Origin of the sequence: Xanthomonas euvesicatoria (genome assembly GCF_013112235.1) — a bacterium.
GTDB lineage: Bacteria > Pseudomonadota > Gammaproteobacteria > Xanthomonadales > Xanthomonadaceae > Xanthomonas > Xanthomonas euvesicatoria.
Genome location: NZ_JABFFS010000001.1, coordinates 4,677,878 through 4,696,098 on the forward strand (window position 1 = coordinate 4,677,878; position 18,221 = coordinate 4,696,098).

General features: G+C 63.8%; 11 protein-coding genes. 7 read left to right on the forward strand and 4 right to left on the reverse strand.

The window, feature by feature from the left end:
- The first annotated feature begins 46 nt into the window (after window positions 1-46).
- The 4 genes from HLH45_RS20020 (at window position 47) to HLH45_RS20035 (ending at window position 8,670) form a co-directional block, all read left to right on the forward strand.
- Window positions 47-2,419, forward strand: a complete 2,373-nt coding sequence (locus HLH45_RS20020) for a TonB-dependent receptor plug domain-containing protein (RefSeq protein ID WP_008571082.1) — start codon at window positions 47-49, stop codon at window positions 2,417-2,419.
- Between the two features lie 423 nt (window positions 2,420-2,842).
- Window positions 2,843-3,268 (forward strand): VOC family protein, encoded by a 426-nt coding sequence (locus HLH45_RS20025; protein ID WP_008571081.1) that lies wholly within the window; start codon window positions 2,843-2,845, stop codon window positions 3,266-3,268.
- 273 nt (window positions 3,269-3,541) lie between these two features.
- On the forward strand, window positions 3,542-5,929 hold the full coding sequence (locus HLH45_RS20030) for a TonB-dependent receptor plug domain-containing protein (RefSeq protein ID WP_008571080.1): 2,388 nt from the start codon (window positions 3,542-3,544) through the stop codon (window positions 5,927-5,929).
- A 341-nt stretch (window positions 5,930-6,270) separates the two neighbouring features.
- On the forward strand, window positions 6,271-8,670 hold the full coding sequence (locus HLH45_RS20035; RefSeq protein WP_008571079.1) for a TonB-dependent receptor plug domain-containing protein: 2,400 nt from the start codon (window positions 6,271-6,273) through the stop codon (window positions 8,668-8,670).
- Between the two features lie 199 nt (window positions 8,671-8,869).
- On the opposite strand, the gene HLH45_RS20040 is transcribed toward HLH45_RS20035, so the two are convergent.
- The gene (locus tag HLH45_RS20040) at window positions 8,870-10,063 is read right to left on the reverse strand and encodes a cytochrome P450 (RefSeq protein ID WP_033478390.1); all 1,194 of its coding nucleotides are present in this window, start codon (window positions 10,061-10,063) and stop codon (window positions 8,870-8,872) included.
- Between the two features lie 431 nt (window positions 10,064-10,494).
- On the opposite strand from HLH45_RS20040, the gene ybaL reads away from it, so the two are divergent.
- The gene (ybaL, locus tag HLH45_RS20045; protein WP_008571076.1) at window positions 10,495-12,192 is read left to right on the forward strand and encodes a YbaL family putative K(+) efflux transporter; all 1,698 of its coding nucleotides are present in this window, start codon (window positions 10,495-10,497) and stop codon (window positions 12,190-12,192) included.
- Between the two features lie 135 nt (window positions 12,193-12,327).
- Here ybaL and HLH45_RS20050 read toward each other — a convergent pair whose 3' ends face one another.
- Genes HLH45_RS20050 through HLH45_RS20060 form a run of 3 tightly spaced genes read right to left on the reverse strand, consistent with a single transcriptional unit; the run spans window position 12,328 to window position 14,826 of the window.
- Entirely contained in the window at window positions 12,328-12,897 is a 570-nt protein-coding gene (locus HLH45_RS20050) for a hypothetical protein (RefSeq protein WP_008571075.1), read from the reverse strand.
- A gap of 29 nt (window positions 12,898-12,926) precedes the next feature.
- Window positions 12,927-14,252, reverse strand: a complete 1,326-nt coding sequence (locus tag HLH45_RS20055) for a DUF6792 domain-containing protein (protein ID WP_033478387.1) — start codon at window positions 14,250-14,252, stop codon at window positions 12,927-12,929.
- A complete protein-coding gene (locus tag HLH45_RS20060) occupies window positions 14,194-14,826 on the reverse strand; it encodes a hypothetical protein (RefSeq protein ID WP_046931919.1) in 633 nt (210 codons plus the stop codon). The genes HLH45_RS20055 and HLH45_RS20060 overlap by 59 nt, the downstream gene beginning before the upstream one ends.
- A gap of 343 nt (window positions 14,827-15,169) precedes the next feature.
- On the opposite strand from HLH45_RS20060, the gene HLH45_RS20065 reads away from it, so the two are divergent.
- Window positions 15,170-15,931 (forward strand): HpcH/HpaI aldolase family protein, encoded by a 762-nt coding sequence (locus HLH45_RS20065; protein WP_008571072.1) that lies wholly within the window; start codon window positions 15,170-15,172, stop codon window positions 15,929-15,931.
- A complete protein-coding gene (locus HLH45_RS20070; RefSeq protein WP_008571070.1) occupies window positions 15,932-18,073 on the forward strand; it encodes a TonB-dependent receptor family protein in 2,142 nt (713 codons plus the stop codon). It begins immediately after the preceding gene.
- Window positions 18,074-18,221: the final 148 nt, after the last annotated feature.

The following is an 18,221-nucleotide window of genomic DNA, read 5'->3' on the forward strand; positions in this document are numbered from 1 at the left end:
GCCTAGCCTTGCCTGGTCCTGCCTGGACCCACGTTTCGGAGTTGTCATGAACGCCCCCCTTTCCGCGCTTGCGACCGCCGTGGTCGCTGCACTGCTTGCTTCCCCCGCCCTGGCCCAGACCGCCGCCCCGGCCAACACCCTGGATACGGTCATCGTCACCGGTACCCGCGTATCGGACCGCACCGTGGCCGAGTCGCAGTCGCCGATCGACATCATCAGCGCCGAATCGCTGCAAGCCACCGGCACCCCGGAACTGGCCACCGCACTGGCGCGCGCCCTGCCATCGCTGAACTTCCCGCGCCCTGCCCTGAGCGACGGCACCAGCGCGATCCGTCCCGCGCAGCTGCGCGGCCTGTCGCCCGACCAAGTGCTGGTGCTGGTCAATGGCAAGCGTCGCCACACCTCCTCGCTGCTCAACCTCAACGGCACCATCGGTCGTGGCGCGGCGGCGGTGGATCTGAACACCATCCCGGTCGCGGCCATCGCGCGGGTGGAAGTGCTGCGCGACGGCGCCTCGGCGCAGTACGGCTCCGACGCCATTGCCGGCGTGGTCAACATCGTGCTCAAGGGCGCAGAAAAGGGCGGCAGCCTGCAAGCCGGCTTCGGCCAGTATTCGGCTGGCGACGGCAACAACTACGAGCTCTCCGGCGACACCGGCGTGGCCTATGGCGGCGACCGCGGCTGGCTGCACGTGGCCGCCCAGCTCAACCAGCAGGACCCGACCGACCGTGCACGCGCCTACGCCGGCGCGCCCAGCGTCTCGCAGCCGGCAGTCGGCCAGAAGGCGTTCAAGATCGGCGACCCGGAGGTCAATGCGCAGGCGGTCTCGGCCAATACCGAATTCGCCTTCAGCGACAGCATCACCGGCTATGCGTTCGCCACCGCCAGTAACCGCGACATCACCTCGTTCGCGTTCTTCCGCGCGCCGGGCAGCAGCCAGAACATCCTGTCGGTGTATCCGCAGGGCTTCCTGCCGGAAATCCAGACCTACGCCAAGGACCGCTCGCTGGTGGCCGGCGTGCGCGGCTCCACTGCCAGCGGTTGGGACTGGGACGCCAGCTACAACTACGGCTACAACCGCATCGATTTCCACACCCGCAATACGCTCAATGTCAGCCTGGGGCCGACCTCGCCCACGGCGTTCTACGACGGCGCACTGGAAACTACGCAGAACATCGTCAACCTGGACGTCAAGCGCGGCTTCGATTGGGGCCTGGCCTATCCGGTGACAGTGGCCTTCGGCGCCGAATACCGCAACGAAAAGTGGAACCAGTCGCCGGGCGAAGTGGGCTCGTATTTCCAGGCCGGCACGCTGGCCGGTGGCGCGCAGGGCTTCGGTGGATTCGCGCCCAGCGTCTCGGGCCAGTACTCGCGCGACAGCTACGCGCTGTATGCGGATCTGGAAGCCGACTTCACCGACAAGTTCTCTGCCGGCCTGGCCGGGCGGTACGAGGACTTCAGCGATTTCGGCAGCCAGGCCTCGGGCAAGTTGTCGGCGCGCTACGCCTTCACCGACAGGATCGCGTTGCGCGGCACGGTGTCGTCGGGCTTCCGCGCGCCGTCGCTGGCGCAGCAGTATTTCCAGTCCACCAGCACCACCTTCCTGGCCGGCAACCCGAATCCGTTCGAGATTCGCACCTTCCCCGCCGACAGCACCGTGGCGCGCGCGCTCGGCGCCGAGCCGCTGGATGCGGAAACCTCGCTGTCCTACAGCCTGGGCCTTGTGCTGCAGCCCACCGATGCGCTCTACCTCACCGTGGATGCGTACCAGATCGATGTGGACGACCGTATCGTGCTGTCGTCCAACCTGACCGGCGCAGGCGTGCGCAGTCTGTTGGAGTCGCAGGGCATCTTCGGCATCAATGGCGGGCGTTACTTCACCAATGCGGTGGATACGCGTACGCGCGGCGTGGACGTGGTGGGCAGCTACCGCTGGCAGCTGGCCGCCAGCAGCGTGGACCTGACTGCCGGCTATAACTATTCGGAAACCGAAGTGCGCAGCGTGGCCGCCAACCCGGCCGCGTTGTCGGCCAACGGGCTGAGCCTGGAGCGCATCGACCGCACCGAGCGTGGCCGCATCGAAGCAGGCTTCCCGCGCGACAAGTTCCTGATCAACGGCAGCTGGAACTCCGAACACTGGACGCTGGCCCTGGGGGCCACGCGCTATGGCAAGTACAGCACCCGCCCAGCGGACGCGAGCAACGACCAGACCTTCGGCGCCAAGTGGGTGGTGGATGCATCGGCCAGCTACAAGATCGATCGCTGGACGCTGACCCTGGGCGCAGACAATGTGCTGGATCAATACCCGGACGAAAACAACTTCGCCAATTCCACCAGCGGACAATTCCCGTACAGCAATCTGTCGCCGTTCGGCTTCAATGGTGCGTACGTGTATGGGCGCATCAACTACCGCTGGTAAGCGCTGCGCTTGAGCAGCCGAGGTTGTCTTTGTGATCGTGAGGCGGGCGATGCGATCGGCCATCTCGCGATCAGCGCGAGACATTGCTGTGATCGGCAAATGCAACGTCGCTGCATGCATGGCGTGTCGCCATTGCATCCTTCGACATCCAGGGTCGACCACGCGCCCCGGCCAGCCTGGGGCGTGTGCGCATCTGCCTAAGGTCTTTTTGGAACGGCACACAAACTCACTGCCGGCACCAGGCGGACGCGGCCGCGCCATCGACCCTGCGTGCGCTGCGGTTGGTGTCGCCGTCGGCGCGCACCTGAGGACTGCGCGCGACGCGTTGGTCGCCACTGTGCGCCCCGTATCGCTGCGAGGTGAAGACCTGACGGCAGCTGCGGTGGTATCAACGGTGCTCCCGTCATTGCCGGAGCACGCTCCATGGAAACATCGCAGCTGTCGCGCGGACGCTTGATCGACCATCTGCACCTGGTGGTGCAGGACCTGCCGGCCAGCCGGCGCTTCTACCAGGCCGTGCTGGACGTTCTTGGGATTCCGGTCGGCGGCGAAGGCGATGGGTTCTTCTGGGCCGACGAATTGTTCGTTTCCGACCGCGACACGGTGGCACAGGGCGTGCTCACCGGCCGTCACCACCTGGCATTTCAGGCACGCGATGTGGCAATGGTGCATGCCTTCCATCAAGCGGCGCTCGCCCACGGTGGTCGCGACAATGGTGCGCCCGGCCTGCGCCCCTATCACCCGCAGTACTACGCCGCGTTCGTGCTCGATCCGGACGGCAACAACATCGAAGCGGTCTTCCATGGTGTTGCGCAACGCAGTGCTGATGCGGTGCAGATCACATTCTGATGCACAAGTTTCATAACTGGTATTGCCGTCCACTATGGTGCAAGCGAGCGCCTGCCCCAGCAGGTTTGGTGCAGGCGTCGCATCACTTTGGTGCACGATGACAACGTTGCCAGTAGCACGTCAGAGATGACAGTTGCTTGCGCAACGTAACCAAAATTTGACATGCGGTTACACGTGGTTAATGGTTGAGAACGCACCGCAGCTGCCGCGCTGGACGCGGCCCGGGAGGGGGCCCCTGCGATGCATCCGTTCCCCACTCGGAGTTGTCACCGCATGAATTGCAAGACCAGTCCACTCGCAGTCGCCGTTGTTCTTGCACTGTCGTTTTCCGCTTCAACCGCGTCTGCGCAATCGCAGGCGCCGGCCCAGAAAACACTGGACACCCTGATCGTGACCGGCACGCGTGTGGCCGATCGCACGGTCGCCGAATCGGCATCGCCGATCGACATCATCTCGCCGCAGGCACTGGAATCGACCGGCACCACCGAATTGGCGACCGCGCTCTCACGCGCGATTCCCTCGCTCAATTTTCCGCGCCCGGCCATCTCCGACGGCTCCGACGCGGTGCGCCCGGCACAGTTGCGCGGCCTGTCGCCCGATCAGGTGCTGGTGCTGGTCAACGGCAAGCGCTATCACAGCACGGCGTTGATCAATCTCAACGATACCCAGGGGCGTGGCTCTTCGCCGGCAGACCTCAACACCATCCCGATCGCCGCGGTGGAGCGCATCGAAGTGCTACGCGATGGTGCGTCTGCGCAATACGGCTCGGACGCCATCGCCGGCGTGATCAATGTCGTGCTCAAGGGCAGCGGCGAAGGCGGCAGCATCAATGGCCGCTACGGCAAGTACAGCGCTGGCGACGGCGAGCAGTACCAACTGTCCGGCGATGCCGGTTTCAGCTTCGCCGGCACCGGCAAGGTGCACCTGGCCGCACAGGCCGGGCACTCGGATCAGACCAACCGCGCGTTGCCGTTCCAGGGCCGTGTGGAGCAGCGTTATGGCGACCCCGACATCGACCAGGGCGCGCTCTCGTTCAACGGCGAATACAGCCCCACCGATTACCTCACGTTCTATTCGTTCGGCATGGTGAGCCGGCGCGAAGTGCTGTCCAACGGCTATTTCCGCTTTGCCGGTGATAATCGCAACCGCCCGGAAATCTATCCGGACGGCTTCCTGCCGCAGATCTACAACGTCAGCAAGGACGTCTCGTGGGTAGGCGGCTTGAAGACCTCCACCGAAGGTGGCTTGAACATCGATCTGAGCTACAACTACGGCCAGAACAATCTCACCTTCGATGTGCGCAACAGCTTGAACAACAGCTTGGGGCTGGCCAGCCCGACCGACTTCCACGCCGGTACGCTGGAAGTGACGCAGAACGTACTCAATGCCGATTTCACCAAGACGCTGGATTGGGGCCTGGCCTATCCGGTGACGCTGGCCTTCGGTGCCGAATGGCGCGGCGAGAAATTCAACGAATCGCCTGGCGATGCGGCTTCCTCGGCCAACGGCGGTATTCCCTCGGCCAACGGATCGTTGATTCCCGGCGCGCAGGTGTTTCCGGGCTTCAAGCCCTCCGATGCCGGTTACTACAACCGCAACAGTCATTCGTTCTACGCCGACCTGGAAACCGATTTGACCGAGAAGTTCTCGGCCGGGCTGGCCGGGCGCTACGAGAAGTACAGCGACTTCGGCGACACCGCCACCGGCAAGCTGTCGCTGCGCTATGCCTTTACCGACAAGGTGGCGGTACGTGCGACTGCATCCACCGGCTTCCGCGCGCCGTCGCTGCAGCAGCAGAACTTCCAGTCGATCGCCACCCAGTTCCTCAACGTGGCGCAGCCCAACGGCACGGTGACCGCGATTCCGTTCGAGATCGGCACCTTCCGTACCGACAACCCTGCCGCGATCGCGCTCGGTGCCGAACCGCTCAAGGCCGAAGAATCCAAGAATTACGGCCTGGGCGTGGTGTTGCAGCCGGTGGAGAATCTGTACATCACGGTGGATGCATATCGCATCGATATCGACGATCGCATCGTGCTGTCTGAAAACCTCACCTCCAATGCGGTCCGCAACTACCTGCAGGCCAATGGCTTCCCGGGCATCGGTGGCGGGCGCTACTTCACCAATGCGGTAGACACCAAGACCCAAGGCGTGGATGCGGTCGGCACCTATCGCTGGAACCTGGATGGCGGCAGCGTAGAGCTGACCTCGGGCTACAACTACAACAAGACCGAAATCAAACGCATCGCCGACAACCCGGCAGCGCTGATGGCGATCGACCCGAGTGCGGTGCGCATCGGCCGCGCCGAAATCGGCCGTATCACCGAAGGCACGCCGCGCGACAAGTTCTTCCTCGGCGGGACCTGGTCGCCGGGCAACTGGTCGTTCACCGGCACCGCCACGCGCTGGGGCGAGTTCAGTACGTTCGGCACCAACGCCGGCAGCGACCAGACCTACGCGGCCAAGTGGACGCTGGATCTGGCCGCGTCCTACAAGTTGGGCGCGTGGAATTTCACCATTGGTGGCGACAACGTGCTCAACGAATATCCTGACCGCCAGCAAGCCGGCTTGGGCACGCGCACTTACCTGCCCTACAGCAGCGCCTCGCCGTTCGGTTTCAACGGCGCGCTGGTCTATGCAAACGTGAACTACAAGTGGTAACTCCCAAATGCCGGTCGGTCACGGCCGGCATTTGAGTCGCGCGGCACTGCATGTCTGACGTGTCGCCGACGTCACCGTCCCTGGCCACCCTCGCACACATGAGGTGGCCAGGTTAGACGCTCTCCGCTGCACGTTGCACCGCTTCAGCAAGGATGCGCGCAGCAAAGTGCGCAAGGCGCCACACCGCGCATTGCCGGTTGCTGCCCTCTTCGCGCGCACTGCTCCGTCCTGCGGACGCATGCGGCGCGCAGGCATGGCCGATTACCCGTTCGCAGTTGCATTCCCCGGTATTTACGGTGCTTCGTCGCTACGTCCATCACTCCTTTCGAGCCTTGACTCCCATGCACAACTCCAACGCACTTTCGCTGGCGATTTCAGTCGCACTCACCGTCTGTTCCTTCGCTGCCAGTGCGCAGTCGCAATCGACCCAGCCGCAGAAAACCCTCGACACCCTGATCGTCACCGGTACGCGCGTCAGCGACAGGACCGTGGCCGAATCCGAATCGCCGATCGACATCATCTCCGAGGAGTCCCTGCAGGCCACCGGCGCCACCGATGTCGCCACCGCGCTCGGCAAGCTGTTGCCGTCGCTGAACTTCCCGCGCCCGGCCATCGCCGACGGCAACGACGCCGCCCGTCCCGCCACGCTGCGCGGGCTGTCGCCGGACAACGTGCTGGTGCTGGTCGACGGCAAGCGCTATCACACCTCCTCGCTGGTGAACTACAACCCCTATGTCGGTCGTGGTTCAGCGCCGGCCGATCTCAACTCGCTGCCGATGTCTGCGATCGCCCGCATCGAGGTGCTGCGCGATGGCGCGTCGGCGCAATACGGCTCCGACGCGATCGCCGGCGTGGTCAACATCGTGCTCAAGCATGGCGCCGCGGCCGGCAGCAACAGCATTTCGGTCAATGGCGGCATCATGGACAAGGGCGACGGCGCACAGAACGGCGTCGACGGCTCGGTCGGCCTGCCGTTCGGCGCCACCAGCGGCGACACCGCGCCTGGCTGGGTGCGGCTGTCGTGGAATTACCAGAATTCGATGGACACCAACCGCAGCGAGAACACCAATCGCGCCACCACGCTTGCCGGCGCCGCCAATCCCAGCGGCGTGCCCTACCAGCGCCATGGCGATCCGGATGCCAGGTTCTACCAGGGCCTGGTCGCGTTCGGTTATGACTTCACGCCCAACGTCGAGCTGTATGGCCATCTGAGCCTCAGCCGCCGCGAAGTGACCTCCAACGGCTACTACCGTGCCTACGACAACACCGACCGCAACGTGCAGGCGGTGTATCCCAACGGCTTCCTGCCGCAGATCTACAACCCGATCAACGACCGCTCGGCGGTGCTCGGCGTCAAGGGCACCACGGCCAGCGACTGGCATTGGGACGTGTCGGCCACCTATGGCAAGAACGACATGACCTTCAACATCCTCAACAGCATCAACACCAATCTGTACTGGAGCACGGGCAGCTCGCCGACGAACTTCAATTCCGGCGGTTTCGAAACCGAACAAGGCACGCTCAACGCCGACTTCAACAAGTCCTTCGATTGGGGCCTGGCCTATCCGGTCAATCTGGCCTTCGGTGTGGAACATCGCCAGGACCGCTACGAGATCGTCGCCGGCTCGCCGGCGTCGTATTTCTTCGACCCCGACACCATCAACCCGGAGACCGGAACCCCGTACCCCGGCGGTGCGCAGGTGTTCTCCGGTCTGGAGCCCTCGGTAGCGGGCAAGTTCGGCCGTCACAGCAACGCGGCCTACGCAGCGCTGGAAGCGGACCTGACCGACAAGCTGTCCGGTGGCATCGCCGGGCGTTACGAGAACTACAGCGATGCCGGTTCCACCCGCTCGGGCAAGCTGTCGGCACGCTATGCATTCACCGATACGTTCTCCATGCGTGCCACGGTTTCCAACGGCTTCCGTGCGCCCTCGCTGGCGCAGCAGAACTACGCCTCGGTGGTGACCCTGCCGCAGGACGGGCAGCTGATCCAGGTCGGCACCTATCGCACTTCCGACCCGATCGCCGTGCAGCTGGGCGCGCGTCCGCTGAGCCCGGAAAAGTCCACCAACTACGGGATCGGCAGCGTCTGGCAGCCGACCGCCAACTTCACCTCGACGCTGGACGTGTACCAGATCCGCATCTGGGACCAGATCCTGTATTCGGACCAGATCCAGCTCGCCCAGCCGATCGGCCAGGTGGGTGCGGTGCAATTCTTCGTCAACGGCGCCACCAGCCGCACGCGCGGCGTCGACTGGGTGAACAGCTATCGGGCCGATCTCGGTGCCGGCGGCAGCCTCAACCTGAGCGCCAGCGCCAATTACAACAAGACCAAGATTCTGGAGCTGTCCAATCCGAACTTCGGACGTGCCAGCCAGGGCCTGTTGACCGAATCCACGCCACGCACCAAGTACATGCTGGCAGCGGACTGGACCTTGGGCGGCTTCTCGCTCAACGGCAATGCCACCCGCTATGGCGCGATCAAGCGAATCGGCGATCCGGCCGACGGCAGCCAGGACCAGACATATTCGGCGCGCTGGATCCTCAATCTGGCGGCCAACTACACCTGGCAGGCGCTGACCTTCACCGTGGGTGCCGACAACGTCACCAACCAGTATCCGACCAAGGCACAGCTGACCACCGGCTACGATGATCGCGCCAGCGGTCTGCAGTATTCCTCGTTGTCGCCGTTCGGCTTCAACGGTCGCTACTGGTACGGCCGGGTGACCTACCGCTTCTGATCGGCCGGCTCGAGCGAACCTGCCGATCCGCGCATGTGTATACGCAAACACCGCCGGGTGATCGGCGGTGTTTGTCGTTGTGGGCATCTCGATTCGGGTGCCGCGGCCGTGCCTCATCTGCCGCGACGATCGCCAGCGCAGTGATTGCCGCTGCGATGCCGTCCCGGCAGGTCACGCCACTGCACTGCCTGGCCGCGGCTCACCAGGAGGCGAGCAGCGTATCGACACCGCGCAGGTTGGCGCGGTCGTTCCAGCTCAGCGTGTCCAGCTGCTCCAGCCGAAGCGCCGGCAGACGCGCCAGCAGGCAGGCCAGTGCCGCTTCCACTTCGATCAGGGCCAGCCGGTTGCCCAGGCAGTGGTGGATACCACCACCGAGCGACAGCGCGCGGCCCTGCTGGCGGCGGATATCCAGCACCTGCGGGTCGGTGAACTGCAGCGTGTCGTGATTGGCCGCGCCCAGCATCAGATACAGCATGGCGCCCCGGGGAACCGCCACGCCCTCGATCTCGAAATCCTGCAAGGCGGTGCGCGTGGCCATCTGCACCGAGCTGTCGTAGCGCATGCATTCGAGCACTGCATTGGGCAGCAGGCCCGGGGTTTCCTGCAGCAGGCGCAATTGCTGCGGATGCCGATGCAGCGCGACCAGCGCATTGCAGATCATGTTGGAGGTGGTTTCGTGGCCGGCAAAGAACAGCAGGATCACGTTGGAGACGATCTCCTCCTCGCTCAGGCGGCGGCCGTTGTCCTCGGCCTGGATGAAGCGCGCGATCAGATCGTCGCCGCCAGCGCTGCGACGTTGCGCGATCACGCCGTGGAAATATGTTGCCAGCTGGTCGTACGCAACGCTGGTGGCCTGCAGTTCTTCCGCCGTCATCATCGGATCGAAGACTTTCGCCAGCGCGCTGGTCGCGTGACTCAGCGCGGTGACATCGGCTGCATCGATATCCAGCATCCGGCAGATGATGGCGATCGGCAGCGGGAACGCGAACTCGGCCAGCAGATCGCAGTGCCCGTTGGCCTGGAAAGCGTCGATCAACCCGGCGGCGGTATCGCTGGCTACCTCACGCATGGACTCCATCTGCCGCGCACCGAAGGCCTGCGTCATCAGTCCGCGCAACTGCGTGTGCAGCGGCGGATTGAGCAGCAGGAACATGCGGCTCATGCCCTGGAACAGCGGCAGGTGCACCGCCGCCTCGCCGTAGCGCAGACGAATGCTTTGCAGATAGTCGCGACCGACCCGACGGTCGCTGAGCAGGCGATCGACCACGGCGTAGCGGCCGGACATCAGCCGCCCGTCCGCCACCTGCACCAGTGGGCCTTCTTCGCGCAGGCGTGCGTAGGTCGGATAGGGATCGTGGCGGAACTGGGGTGTTGCCAAATCGCTGAGATGCATGGCCTGGCTCATGTGGCATCGCCCCCGAAGTAGGGGCGATGCATGCGTACACCTGCCCAAGGACGCAGGTGCTCCACGGAATGCCCGGATTATCTGCATGCGTCGCGCCCCGGCCTTGCGCAAGCGCGAAGCGGTGTCGTCAATGTTGACTCGGCATGCCGGACTTGCGCCGTGCGTCTCAGCTCGCAGGCGCAGGCGACAGCGGTTTACGCGCCACCTGACGCATGCATCTGTCTGCACGCATGCGCTGCGTGTCGCATCGCGTTAATCATGCGCTGTGTACTATGGGCGTCCGGCCAACCGGACCTGTCTTGCGGTCCAGTTCCCCCTGCCGGACTCCAGCCATGACCACGCAATGCCCGCAGGCGATGCCCGGCGCAGTGCCGTTGGCTGGCTCGACGATCTCCCGGACACTCTCACAACGGATTGGAATGCATCACGACACCAGCCTCATCGACATCATCGCCGTCGGCCTCGCGGTCGCCTTCATCCTTGGCACGCTCGCGCAGAAGGTGAAGCTCTCGCCGTTGGTCGGCTACCTGCTGGCCGGCGTGTGCGTAGGGCCGTTTACGCCGGGATTCGTGGCCGACCAGACCATCGCCAACCAGTTGTCCGAACTGGGTGTGATGTTGCTGATGTTCGGCGTGGGGCTGCATTTTTCGCTCGACGATTTGATGGAAGTGAAGTGGATCGCGGTGCCTGGCGCATTGGCGCAGATCGTGGTGGCCACCCTGCTCGGCTGGGCGCTGGCGTGGAGCATGGGCTGGTCGCTGATTCACGGCTTGGTGTTCGGCCTGGCGCTGTCGGTGGCCAGTACGGTGGTGCTGTTGCGTGCGCTGGAAGAACGCCGTTTGCTGGACACCCAGCGCGGCCGCATCGCGGTGGGCTGGCTGATTGTCGAAGACCTGGTGATGGTGCTGGCATTGGTGTTGCTCCCGGCGCTGGCGGATGTGCTCGGTAGCGGCGCACCAGCCACGACGCACGATGCGCAATCGCCCTCGCTGCTGGCCGCGCTGGGCGTGACCTTGCTCAAGATGGTGGCGTTCGTCGCAGCGATGCTGGTGATCGGCCGGCGCGTGATTCCCTGGTCGTTGGAAAAAGTGGCGGCAACCGGCTCGCGCGAACTGTTCACCCTGGCCGTGCTCGGTATCGCGCTGGGCGTGGCATTCGTGTCGGCTACGTTGTTTGGTGTGTCGTTCGCGCTCGGCGCGTTCTTCGCCGGCATGCTGCTCAAGGAATCGGAACTCAGCCATAAGGCCGCCAACGATTCGCTGCCGTTGCGCGACGCGTTTGCGGTGTTGTTCTTCGTGTCGGTGGGCATGTTGTTCGACCCGATGATCCTGATCGCGCACCCGTGGCAGGTTCTGGCGACCTTCCTGACCATTACCGTGGGCAAGTCGCTGGCGGCATTTTTGATCGTGCGCGCGTTCGGCCACCCCACCGGCACGGCGCTCACCATTTCCACCAGCCTGGCGCAGATTGGCGAGTTTTCCTTCATCCTGGCCGGCCTGGGCGTGCAACTGGCGATCCTGCCGGAAACCGGGCGCGACCTGATCCTGGCCGGCGCGCTACTGTCGATCGTGGCCAACCCGTTCCTGTTCTCGTGGCTGGACCGCTGGCAGGCCAAGCAGGCGCAGGACGCGCCCGCCGCCGTGGAACCGGAACTGCCGCCCGGCCCGCCATTGCCGGCCGATGGGCATGCCATCGTGATCGGCTACGGCCGCGTCGGCAGTTCGCTGGCGCAATTGCTGCGCAGCCGCGGCGTGCCGGTGCTGGTGATCGACGACAACGGCGACCACGTCGCCAAGGCCCATGCGGCTGGTATTCCCGGCATCCGGGGCAGCGCAGCGGCCGACCGCGTGCTGGCCGAGGCACGCCCGGAGCATGCCAAGATCGCAATCCTGGCCATTCCGCAGCCGCTGGAAGCCGGCGAAGCACTGGCCAAGCTGCGCGCCATCAACCCCTCGCTGACACTGCTGGCGCGCGCCCACAGCGACGCCGAGGTCAAGCACCTGCTCGAACACGGCGCCGACGGCGCGGTACTGGCCGAGCGCGAACTGGCCTATTCGCTGGCCGAAATGGTGATGTCCACCCCGCCGTACCGCGCGTTGAACGTGCCGGCGTCGTGACAGTTGCTGGTTCGATGCCCCCAGTGCTCAGCGCCAAGACGACGCACATTACCCAATGGACTCACTATGGGGTAGCTACTGCCGATTGCATCGCCACGCGGCCGTCACCAAGACACACGACAGCCGCTATCAACATCAGCGTGGCTTGACCGGTCGGTACTGACGACGATCGCCGTACGCAGCGCCCTTGGTGTCCACGTTCGCGCATAAACGGTCGCCGCAAAGCATTACGTCGGCGCCGTTGTAAGCGCGCAGCAACTCGGCACGCAACCGATTGTCACGTATTTCCTGACGATATTGGGTCAACAACCACCCACCGCCGCCCAACAACAGCAGTAGACCTCCCAGGACAACCGCAGCGCCTTTCCACAGCAGCAGGCGCTGCCCGCGCTCGATGCGCTTGAGCTGATCGGACAATGATTGCGCGCCTTCCCCGATCAAACCACCGGCCTGCTGCAGCCGCTTTTCGAAACCGGCGACAGGTTGATCCAAGCCCTGCTGAATGCTCCGAATCAAGGTGTCGGGTACGCGCTGCAGCGTCTGCTCGGCCGAACGGGTGACCACGTTTGGCAACGACTGGGCGACTTGCTCCAACTGCTGGGCAAGGCGGCGTTGAAGTTGTTCCAGTTCGGCGCATCGACGCTCGAACTGTTCCATCAGCATGGCGGCTTTGCTGACCAGCGCCATCGGGTCTTGTACGTCCATCGTGCCTCCAGTCTTCCTGGTGATGACGACTACAGGCTGCGTGCGCCGATGCGCATGGTCTCTTGCTGCTGCGACTCGGCCTGTTGCCGCTGTGCCTGCATCGCCTGCCGGGCCGCCTGCTGTTCCTGCTGGTTCACCGTCTCGACGGCCTCGGCGTGCAATGCGCGGCCATGCGGCTCATTGGCAAGGCTCTGCGTCATCTGACGGAACTGATCACGGTCGCCGCTCTGTGCGGCGGCCAACATGCGATCGAGAAATGCGCTTGGGTCGTCCTTCAACGAGGGCATATTTCCGCTGTGAGTCGGCGACATCGCACGCGCATCATGCGCTCCCTGCGCCTCTCCCTTGAGCGGCACCTGCCACGCCTGCGGCACATGGCTGCGCTCGCGGTCATGCTGGAATTGCTGCATCTGCTGTTGCCAGGTCGGCGCATCCATCTCTCGACGTCCTGTTCCCGGTTCCAACGGACCGCGCAGGTGATCGACCCCATCGCGGGCCAGCCCAGGGATTCCACGCGAGTACACCGTCAAGCCGGACCGTAGCGTCTCGATGTCGCCGCGATACTTCTCGATCATCGGCGCGTACCGCCGAGCGAGCTGCTGCGTTGAAGGGTCTTCCAAGACGGAGGTATCCGCTTTGCCGGCCCCATCGACTGGCAGGAAGTTATGCATGCGATGCGATTCACCCAACCTGACAGCCGCCGAAAGCGGATCACGCGCGTCCAGCGCACTGCGGTCGTTGACGTAGTCCGCGGCCTTTAGGACAGCAATTTCCTGCGGTATGGCATAGACCTTGACTTGGCCGTAATGGCGGCTTGCGGCGCTGACTGCATCGCCGGCCATAACGTGATTGATCACATCGCTGCCGCCTTCCGGAATCCGCCGATCCAGACTGACCGCGCCGTAGGCGTCGAAGGTCTGCCCCTTAAGGCCGAAGTGATGCGCAGTGACTTGTGCCAAATTGCCACCGAGCGAGTGGCCAGCAACCGTCACATCGGGGATTGGTAGACCGGTACTGAGATGCTTTTGCTCTGCATATTTCAAGGCGCGCTGCGTAAACGTGATGGCGTCTGCTACCTGCGCATTGTGGCGAGTCGCGACCATCCCACCGTCGGCCAGTGCACCGTCCAGTAAGGGCTGGCGATCAAACTCGCTTCCTCGGTGGACAACCACTATTTCCCTGGTATCGGCTCTCTCGTAGATGACGCCTTGGTAGCCTGACGGCTTGTCCACGTATTGCAAACGTCGGACAGGTAGACCGCCGATATTTACAACAGCGCTTCGCTCTCCGGTATCTTCAGGCTTGTCGTAGCCATCGCGGGTCAGTGCGGCGTACTGCTGGCTGGTGAGACTCATGGGGCGCCCTTTCCGCCTTGAGATTTATACGAAATAAGTTACTTCGATTTGGCTCTGCGTATTTGTCAGCAGACTCTTCGCCAAAATCGACATAGTCTTCCAAATTACTCCTGGGATACCCCCCTGACCAAAAAAAAGTTGTTTTTTGCTTAAGTTCGTCAAAGTATTTTTTTTCTAGACTAGGCGAGAAAGCTGTTTCCGCCCTGCCACCTGTCGCCTTCAGGGAAACACCGAAACCTCCAAATTCCCAGTGGCAGACGCCCTTGCCGTAGTAGTCAGCATCGACCATGCCATCCATATAAATCATCGCCGTGAAAACCGTATCGTTGATCTTCTGAAAAGAAACAGGTATCGCGTGTTCTTTTGGCTTTGTCGACATCCCCAATGAAGCATCGAATGGCGCGCACTGATCACGATCCTTCATGTCGTAAAACGCTTTAGCTGACGCAGCCCCAAACGGCCCCGGCGCATTCTCAATGGTCATGGTCACCCTATAGGCCTGCTTCGGATGCTGGTTCTTCCGATAGATCGGATCGCCGTCTTCGTCGCGCGCCTGCGCGTCCCTCGATTGCATCGTGGTCTCCTTTGCTCCGCACGCGCACAGCGAAATCGTCAGAGAGATGTATAGCAGCGCGGCTGAAGTGCGGTACATAGTGGTTGGCCGATAAACGCCTTGTTTCCTCAAGGCTACGGCGTTTCCTGGGCAGCAACAACATTGGGTTCGGCGTAAGACACGTGCTGTTGAACAGTTCCAAGTGCGCAGCAACGATCCGGGTGTGGGGGATGACTGTCTACAGGCTCCAAGCTAACCCATCGGAATCACGCCGCAGTGGTTACCCAAAAAGACCGCTAGACACACTTGATAATCATTCCCATCAAGTGCAGGATGAGCGCCCGTTTCCTCGGCGGCCTCTTCCATGGCGGTTGCAGTCGGCATCCTCAATGCATTGCCAAGCGTGCAGCTCTGCGAGTTGCTGGGCCGCCTCGGCTATGGCTTCGTGGTGCTCGATCTGGAGCATGTGCTGCACGCGCCCGACACGCTGGAGCATGCCATCCGCGCCTGCGAGTTGTCGGGCTGCGAGGCCTGGGTGCGCGTGCCGGAGGTGGACGAAAAACTGATTGGCCGCGTGCTGGATGCCGGCGCGCGCGGAATCGTGATTCCGCGTACCGAGTCTGCGGCGCAGATCGGCGACGCCATCGCCGCGGCGCGCTTCCCGCCGCTGGGCCGGCGCGGCATCACCGGCGGCCGTGTCACCGGCTTTGGCAATGTCGATCTGCCCACCTACATCGCGCATGCCAATGCGAACACCCGTATCGTGCCGATGATCGAAAGCGCCGCCGGCGTGGCTGCCCTGCCGGAGATTCTTGCCATCCCAGGCGTGGCCCTGGTGATGGAAGGTGCGCTGGATCTTGCGCTGGATCTGGGTCTGGGCCCGCAGCCCACCCACCCGCAGGTGTGGGAATTGCTGCTGCAACTGCATGCGCAGTGCGTTGCTGCAAAAGTCCCGTTCTGCCCCAACCCGCGCACTGACGCGCAGCGTGCGCACTGGCTGCAGCAGCCAGAGCTGCGCTGGCTGCTGGCCGGCGAAGACCGCGCGCTGATCCAACGCGCCCTGCGCGGCCATTTGGCCAGCCTTGCCGTCCTCCAATCACCTCCCGCCTGCAGGAGCACGCCGTAGATGTCGACGTTCCGTCTCCACGCCCTGGCCATCGCTATTGCGGCGAGCACGCTGACGCTGCCGCAGCTGGCGCGCGCAAGCGATACGCCGACGACCGATGCGCTTGATGCCAGCGGTGGCGGCACGCCGATTCGTGCACTGGATGCGATCCAGGTGCAAGGCAGCCTGCTCGGTCGCTCCAAACCCGACGATGTGCAGCGTTATGCCGGCAGCCGCCAGGTGATCGACCGCGAGCAGTTGCGCAATGGCGGCAACCGTTCTCTGGACGATGCATTGCAGCGCGTGCCCGGCATCAAGATCTTCGACGAAACCGGCACCGGCGCACTGCCGCAGCTGATGCTGCGCGGTCTGTACGAAAGCCGCAGCGGTCGCGTGCAGGTGCTCGAAGACGGCATTCCATTGGCGTTGGCCCCGTATGGGCAGACCAGCCTGTCGCTGTTTCCGGTAGGACTGAGCCAGATCGACCGCATCGACATCGTGCGCGGCGGCGCGGCGGTGCAGTACGGGCCGAACAACGTGGGCGGGGTGATCAACCTGGTCAGCAAGGAGATCCCGAGCGCGTGGAGCACCACGCTGGCGCACAAGGTCACTGCCGGCGGCCAGGGCCGGTTCCTGCAGGACAGTGCGCTCAGCAGCGGCGGATATCTCACCGATAACTTCGGGATGCAGGTCGATGCCAATCGCACCTATGGCGAGTACTGGCGCGCGCATAGCGACACCGACATCAGCAATCTGCGCGTCCGTGCCGAATGGTGGCTGGACGACACCAAGCTGCTCAAGGCCAGCGTGCAGCGTTATCTGGTCGACATGGACCTGGCCGGTGCCCTCAGTCCGGACGATTACCGGCGCGACCCGCGCCAGTCCACCCGCCCGCTGGACAGCTTCAACGGCCGCACCACACGTGCGTCGCTGAGCTACGAACAGCTGCTGGGCGATTGGGGTCCGATGCAGGAGGTGCGCCTGGATTGGAGCAACTTCAGTGCACGCAGCAGTCGCAATTTCATTGTCGGCATGCGCCAGGCCTCCACCGAAACGTGGCGCTCGGACCTGCCGCCGCAACTGCGCCAGACCGCACCGCGCGATTTCCGCGTGGTCGGCAGCGAGCCACGGCTGAGCTGGAGCATGGGCGATGCCGGTGGCGTGCGTCAGCAGTGGACAGCCGGGGTGCGTGCAGTGCGCGAGGACATCGATTTTCTGGTGGGCAATCTGCGTCTGCGCGACGGGCTGTTCACCACCGTGCGCGATTGGCGGTTCGAAGACCGCGCGTTGGCCGCATACCTCAGCAACGCCATCACCCTGCCGGGCGAGCGCGTGACGATTACGCCGGGCCTGCGCTACGAACGCCTGGATTCGCGCTATTTCAATCGCGCCACCGGCGTCAGCACGCTCAACCAGACGCGCGATGTCCTGCCGGGGCTGACGTTGGGCTTCCAGGCAAACGAGCAATGGTTTTTCTACGCCGACGGGCAGCGTTCGATGCGTGCGCCGCAGGTCACCCAGATCATCTTCGGCAACAACCTGGATGCCGAACTGGCATGGAATTACGAGGCGGGCGCGCGCTATCAGCCCAACGAGCGGACACGTGTCCAGCTGGGCGGCTACCTCATCGATTTCGATCAGCAGATTCAGCTCGACAACACCACGCGCGTGTTCCGCAATCTCGGCAAGACCCGCCATCAAGGTGGCGAGCTGGAACTGCAATGGAGCCCGGAGCAACTGCGTGCGCTCACCCTCAACGCCAGTTATGCCTATCTGGATGCCAGCCAGGAATCGGGTGCATTCCGCGGCTTGCGCGTGCCTTACACCTCGCGCAACCAGATCACGCTGGGCGGCACTTACGCGCTTGGTCACACCACTGTCGCGCTTTCCGGCTATTACTTCAGCAAGGCCTTCAGCGACGCTGCCAACACCGTGCAGGAGAATGCCATCGCTTCGGTGGGTCAGTTGCCGGCCTACATGGTGTGGAACACGCAAGTGAGCCATACCTTGTTCGAACGCGATGGACAGAAGTTCAGCGCATCGTTGGCGATCAACAACCTGTTCGACCGGCAATACTGGTTCCGTGGCGTGGACACCAGCCCCTGGGGGCGTCAGGCCGCGCCTGCGCGCACCGTCACTGCCGGACTGGAGTACACGTTTTGAACCTGCATCACCTGGCAAGCGCTGCACACGACCGACGCACACAGGCGTAGGTTGCGCGCGAAGCGACGGCGGTCGTACTGACAGCCGCCAAGACAACACGGCGTGCATGAGGCACGCATCATTGCCGCAGCACGCGGCATGCGATCGA

Bases quoted from the DNA above. Each gene is read 5' to 3' on its own strand.
- HLH45_RS20060 (WP_046931919.1), bottom strand. From the start codon at position 14,826: ATGCAATCGAGGGACGCGCAGGCGCGCGACGAAGACGGCGATCCGATC.
- HLH45_RS20050 (WP_008571075.1), bottom strand. From the start codon at position 12,897: ATGGACGTACAAGACCCGATGGCGCTGGTCAGCAAAGCCGCCATGCTG.
- HLH45_RS20025 (WP_008571081.1), top strand. From the start codon at position 2,843: ATGGAAACATCGCAGCTGTCGCGCGGACGCTTGATCGACCATCTGCAC.
- HLH45_RS20030 (WP_008571080.1), top strand. From the start codon at position 3,542: ATGAATTGCAAGACCAGTCCACTCGCAGTCGCCGTTGTTCTTGCACTG.
- HLH45_RS20055 (WP_033478387.1), bottom strand. From the start codon at position 14,252: ATGAGTCTCACCAGCCAGCAGTACGCCGCACTGACCCGCGATGGCTAC.
- HLH45_RS20035 (WP_008571079.1), top strand. From the start codon at position 6,271: ATGCACAACTCCAACGCACTTTCGCTGGCGATTTCAGTCGCACTCACC.
- HLH45_RS20040 (WP_033478390.1), bottom strand. From the start codon at position 10,063: ATGCATCTCAGCGATTTGGCAACACCCCAGTTCCGCCACGATCCCTAT.
- ybaL (WP_008571076.1), top strand. From the start codon at position 10,495: ATGCATCACGACACCAGCCTCATCGACATCATCGCCGTCGGCCTCGCG.
- HLH45_RS20070 (WP_008571070.1), top strand. From the start codon at position 15,932: ATGTCGACGTTCCGTCTCCACGCCCTGGCCATCGCTATTGCGGCGAGC.
- HLH45_RS20065 (WP_008571072.1), top strand. From the start codon at position 15,170: ATGGCGGTTGCAGTCGGCATCCTCAATGCATTGCCAAGCGTGCAGCTC.
- HLH45_RS20020 (WP_008571082.1), top strand. From the start codon at position 47: ATGAACGCCCCCCTTTCCGCGCTTGCGACCGCCGTGGTCGCTGCACTG.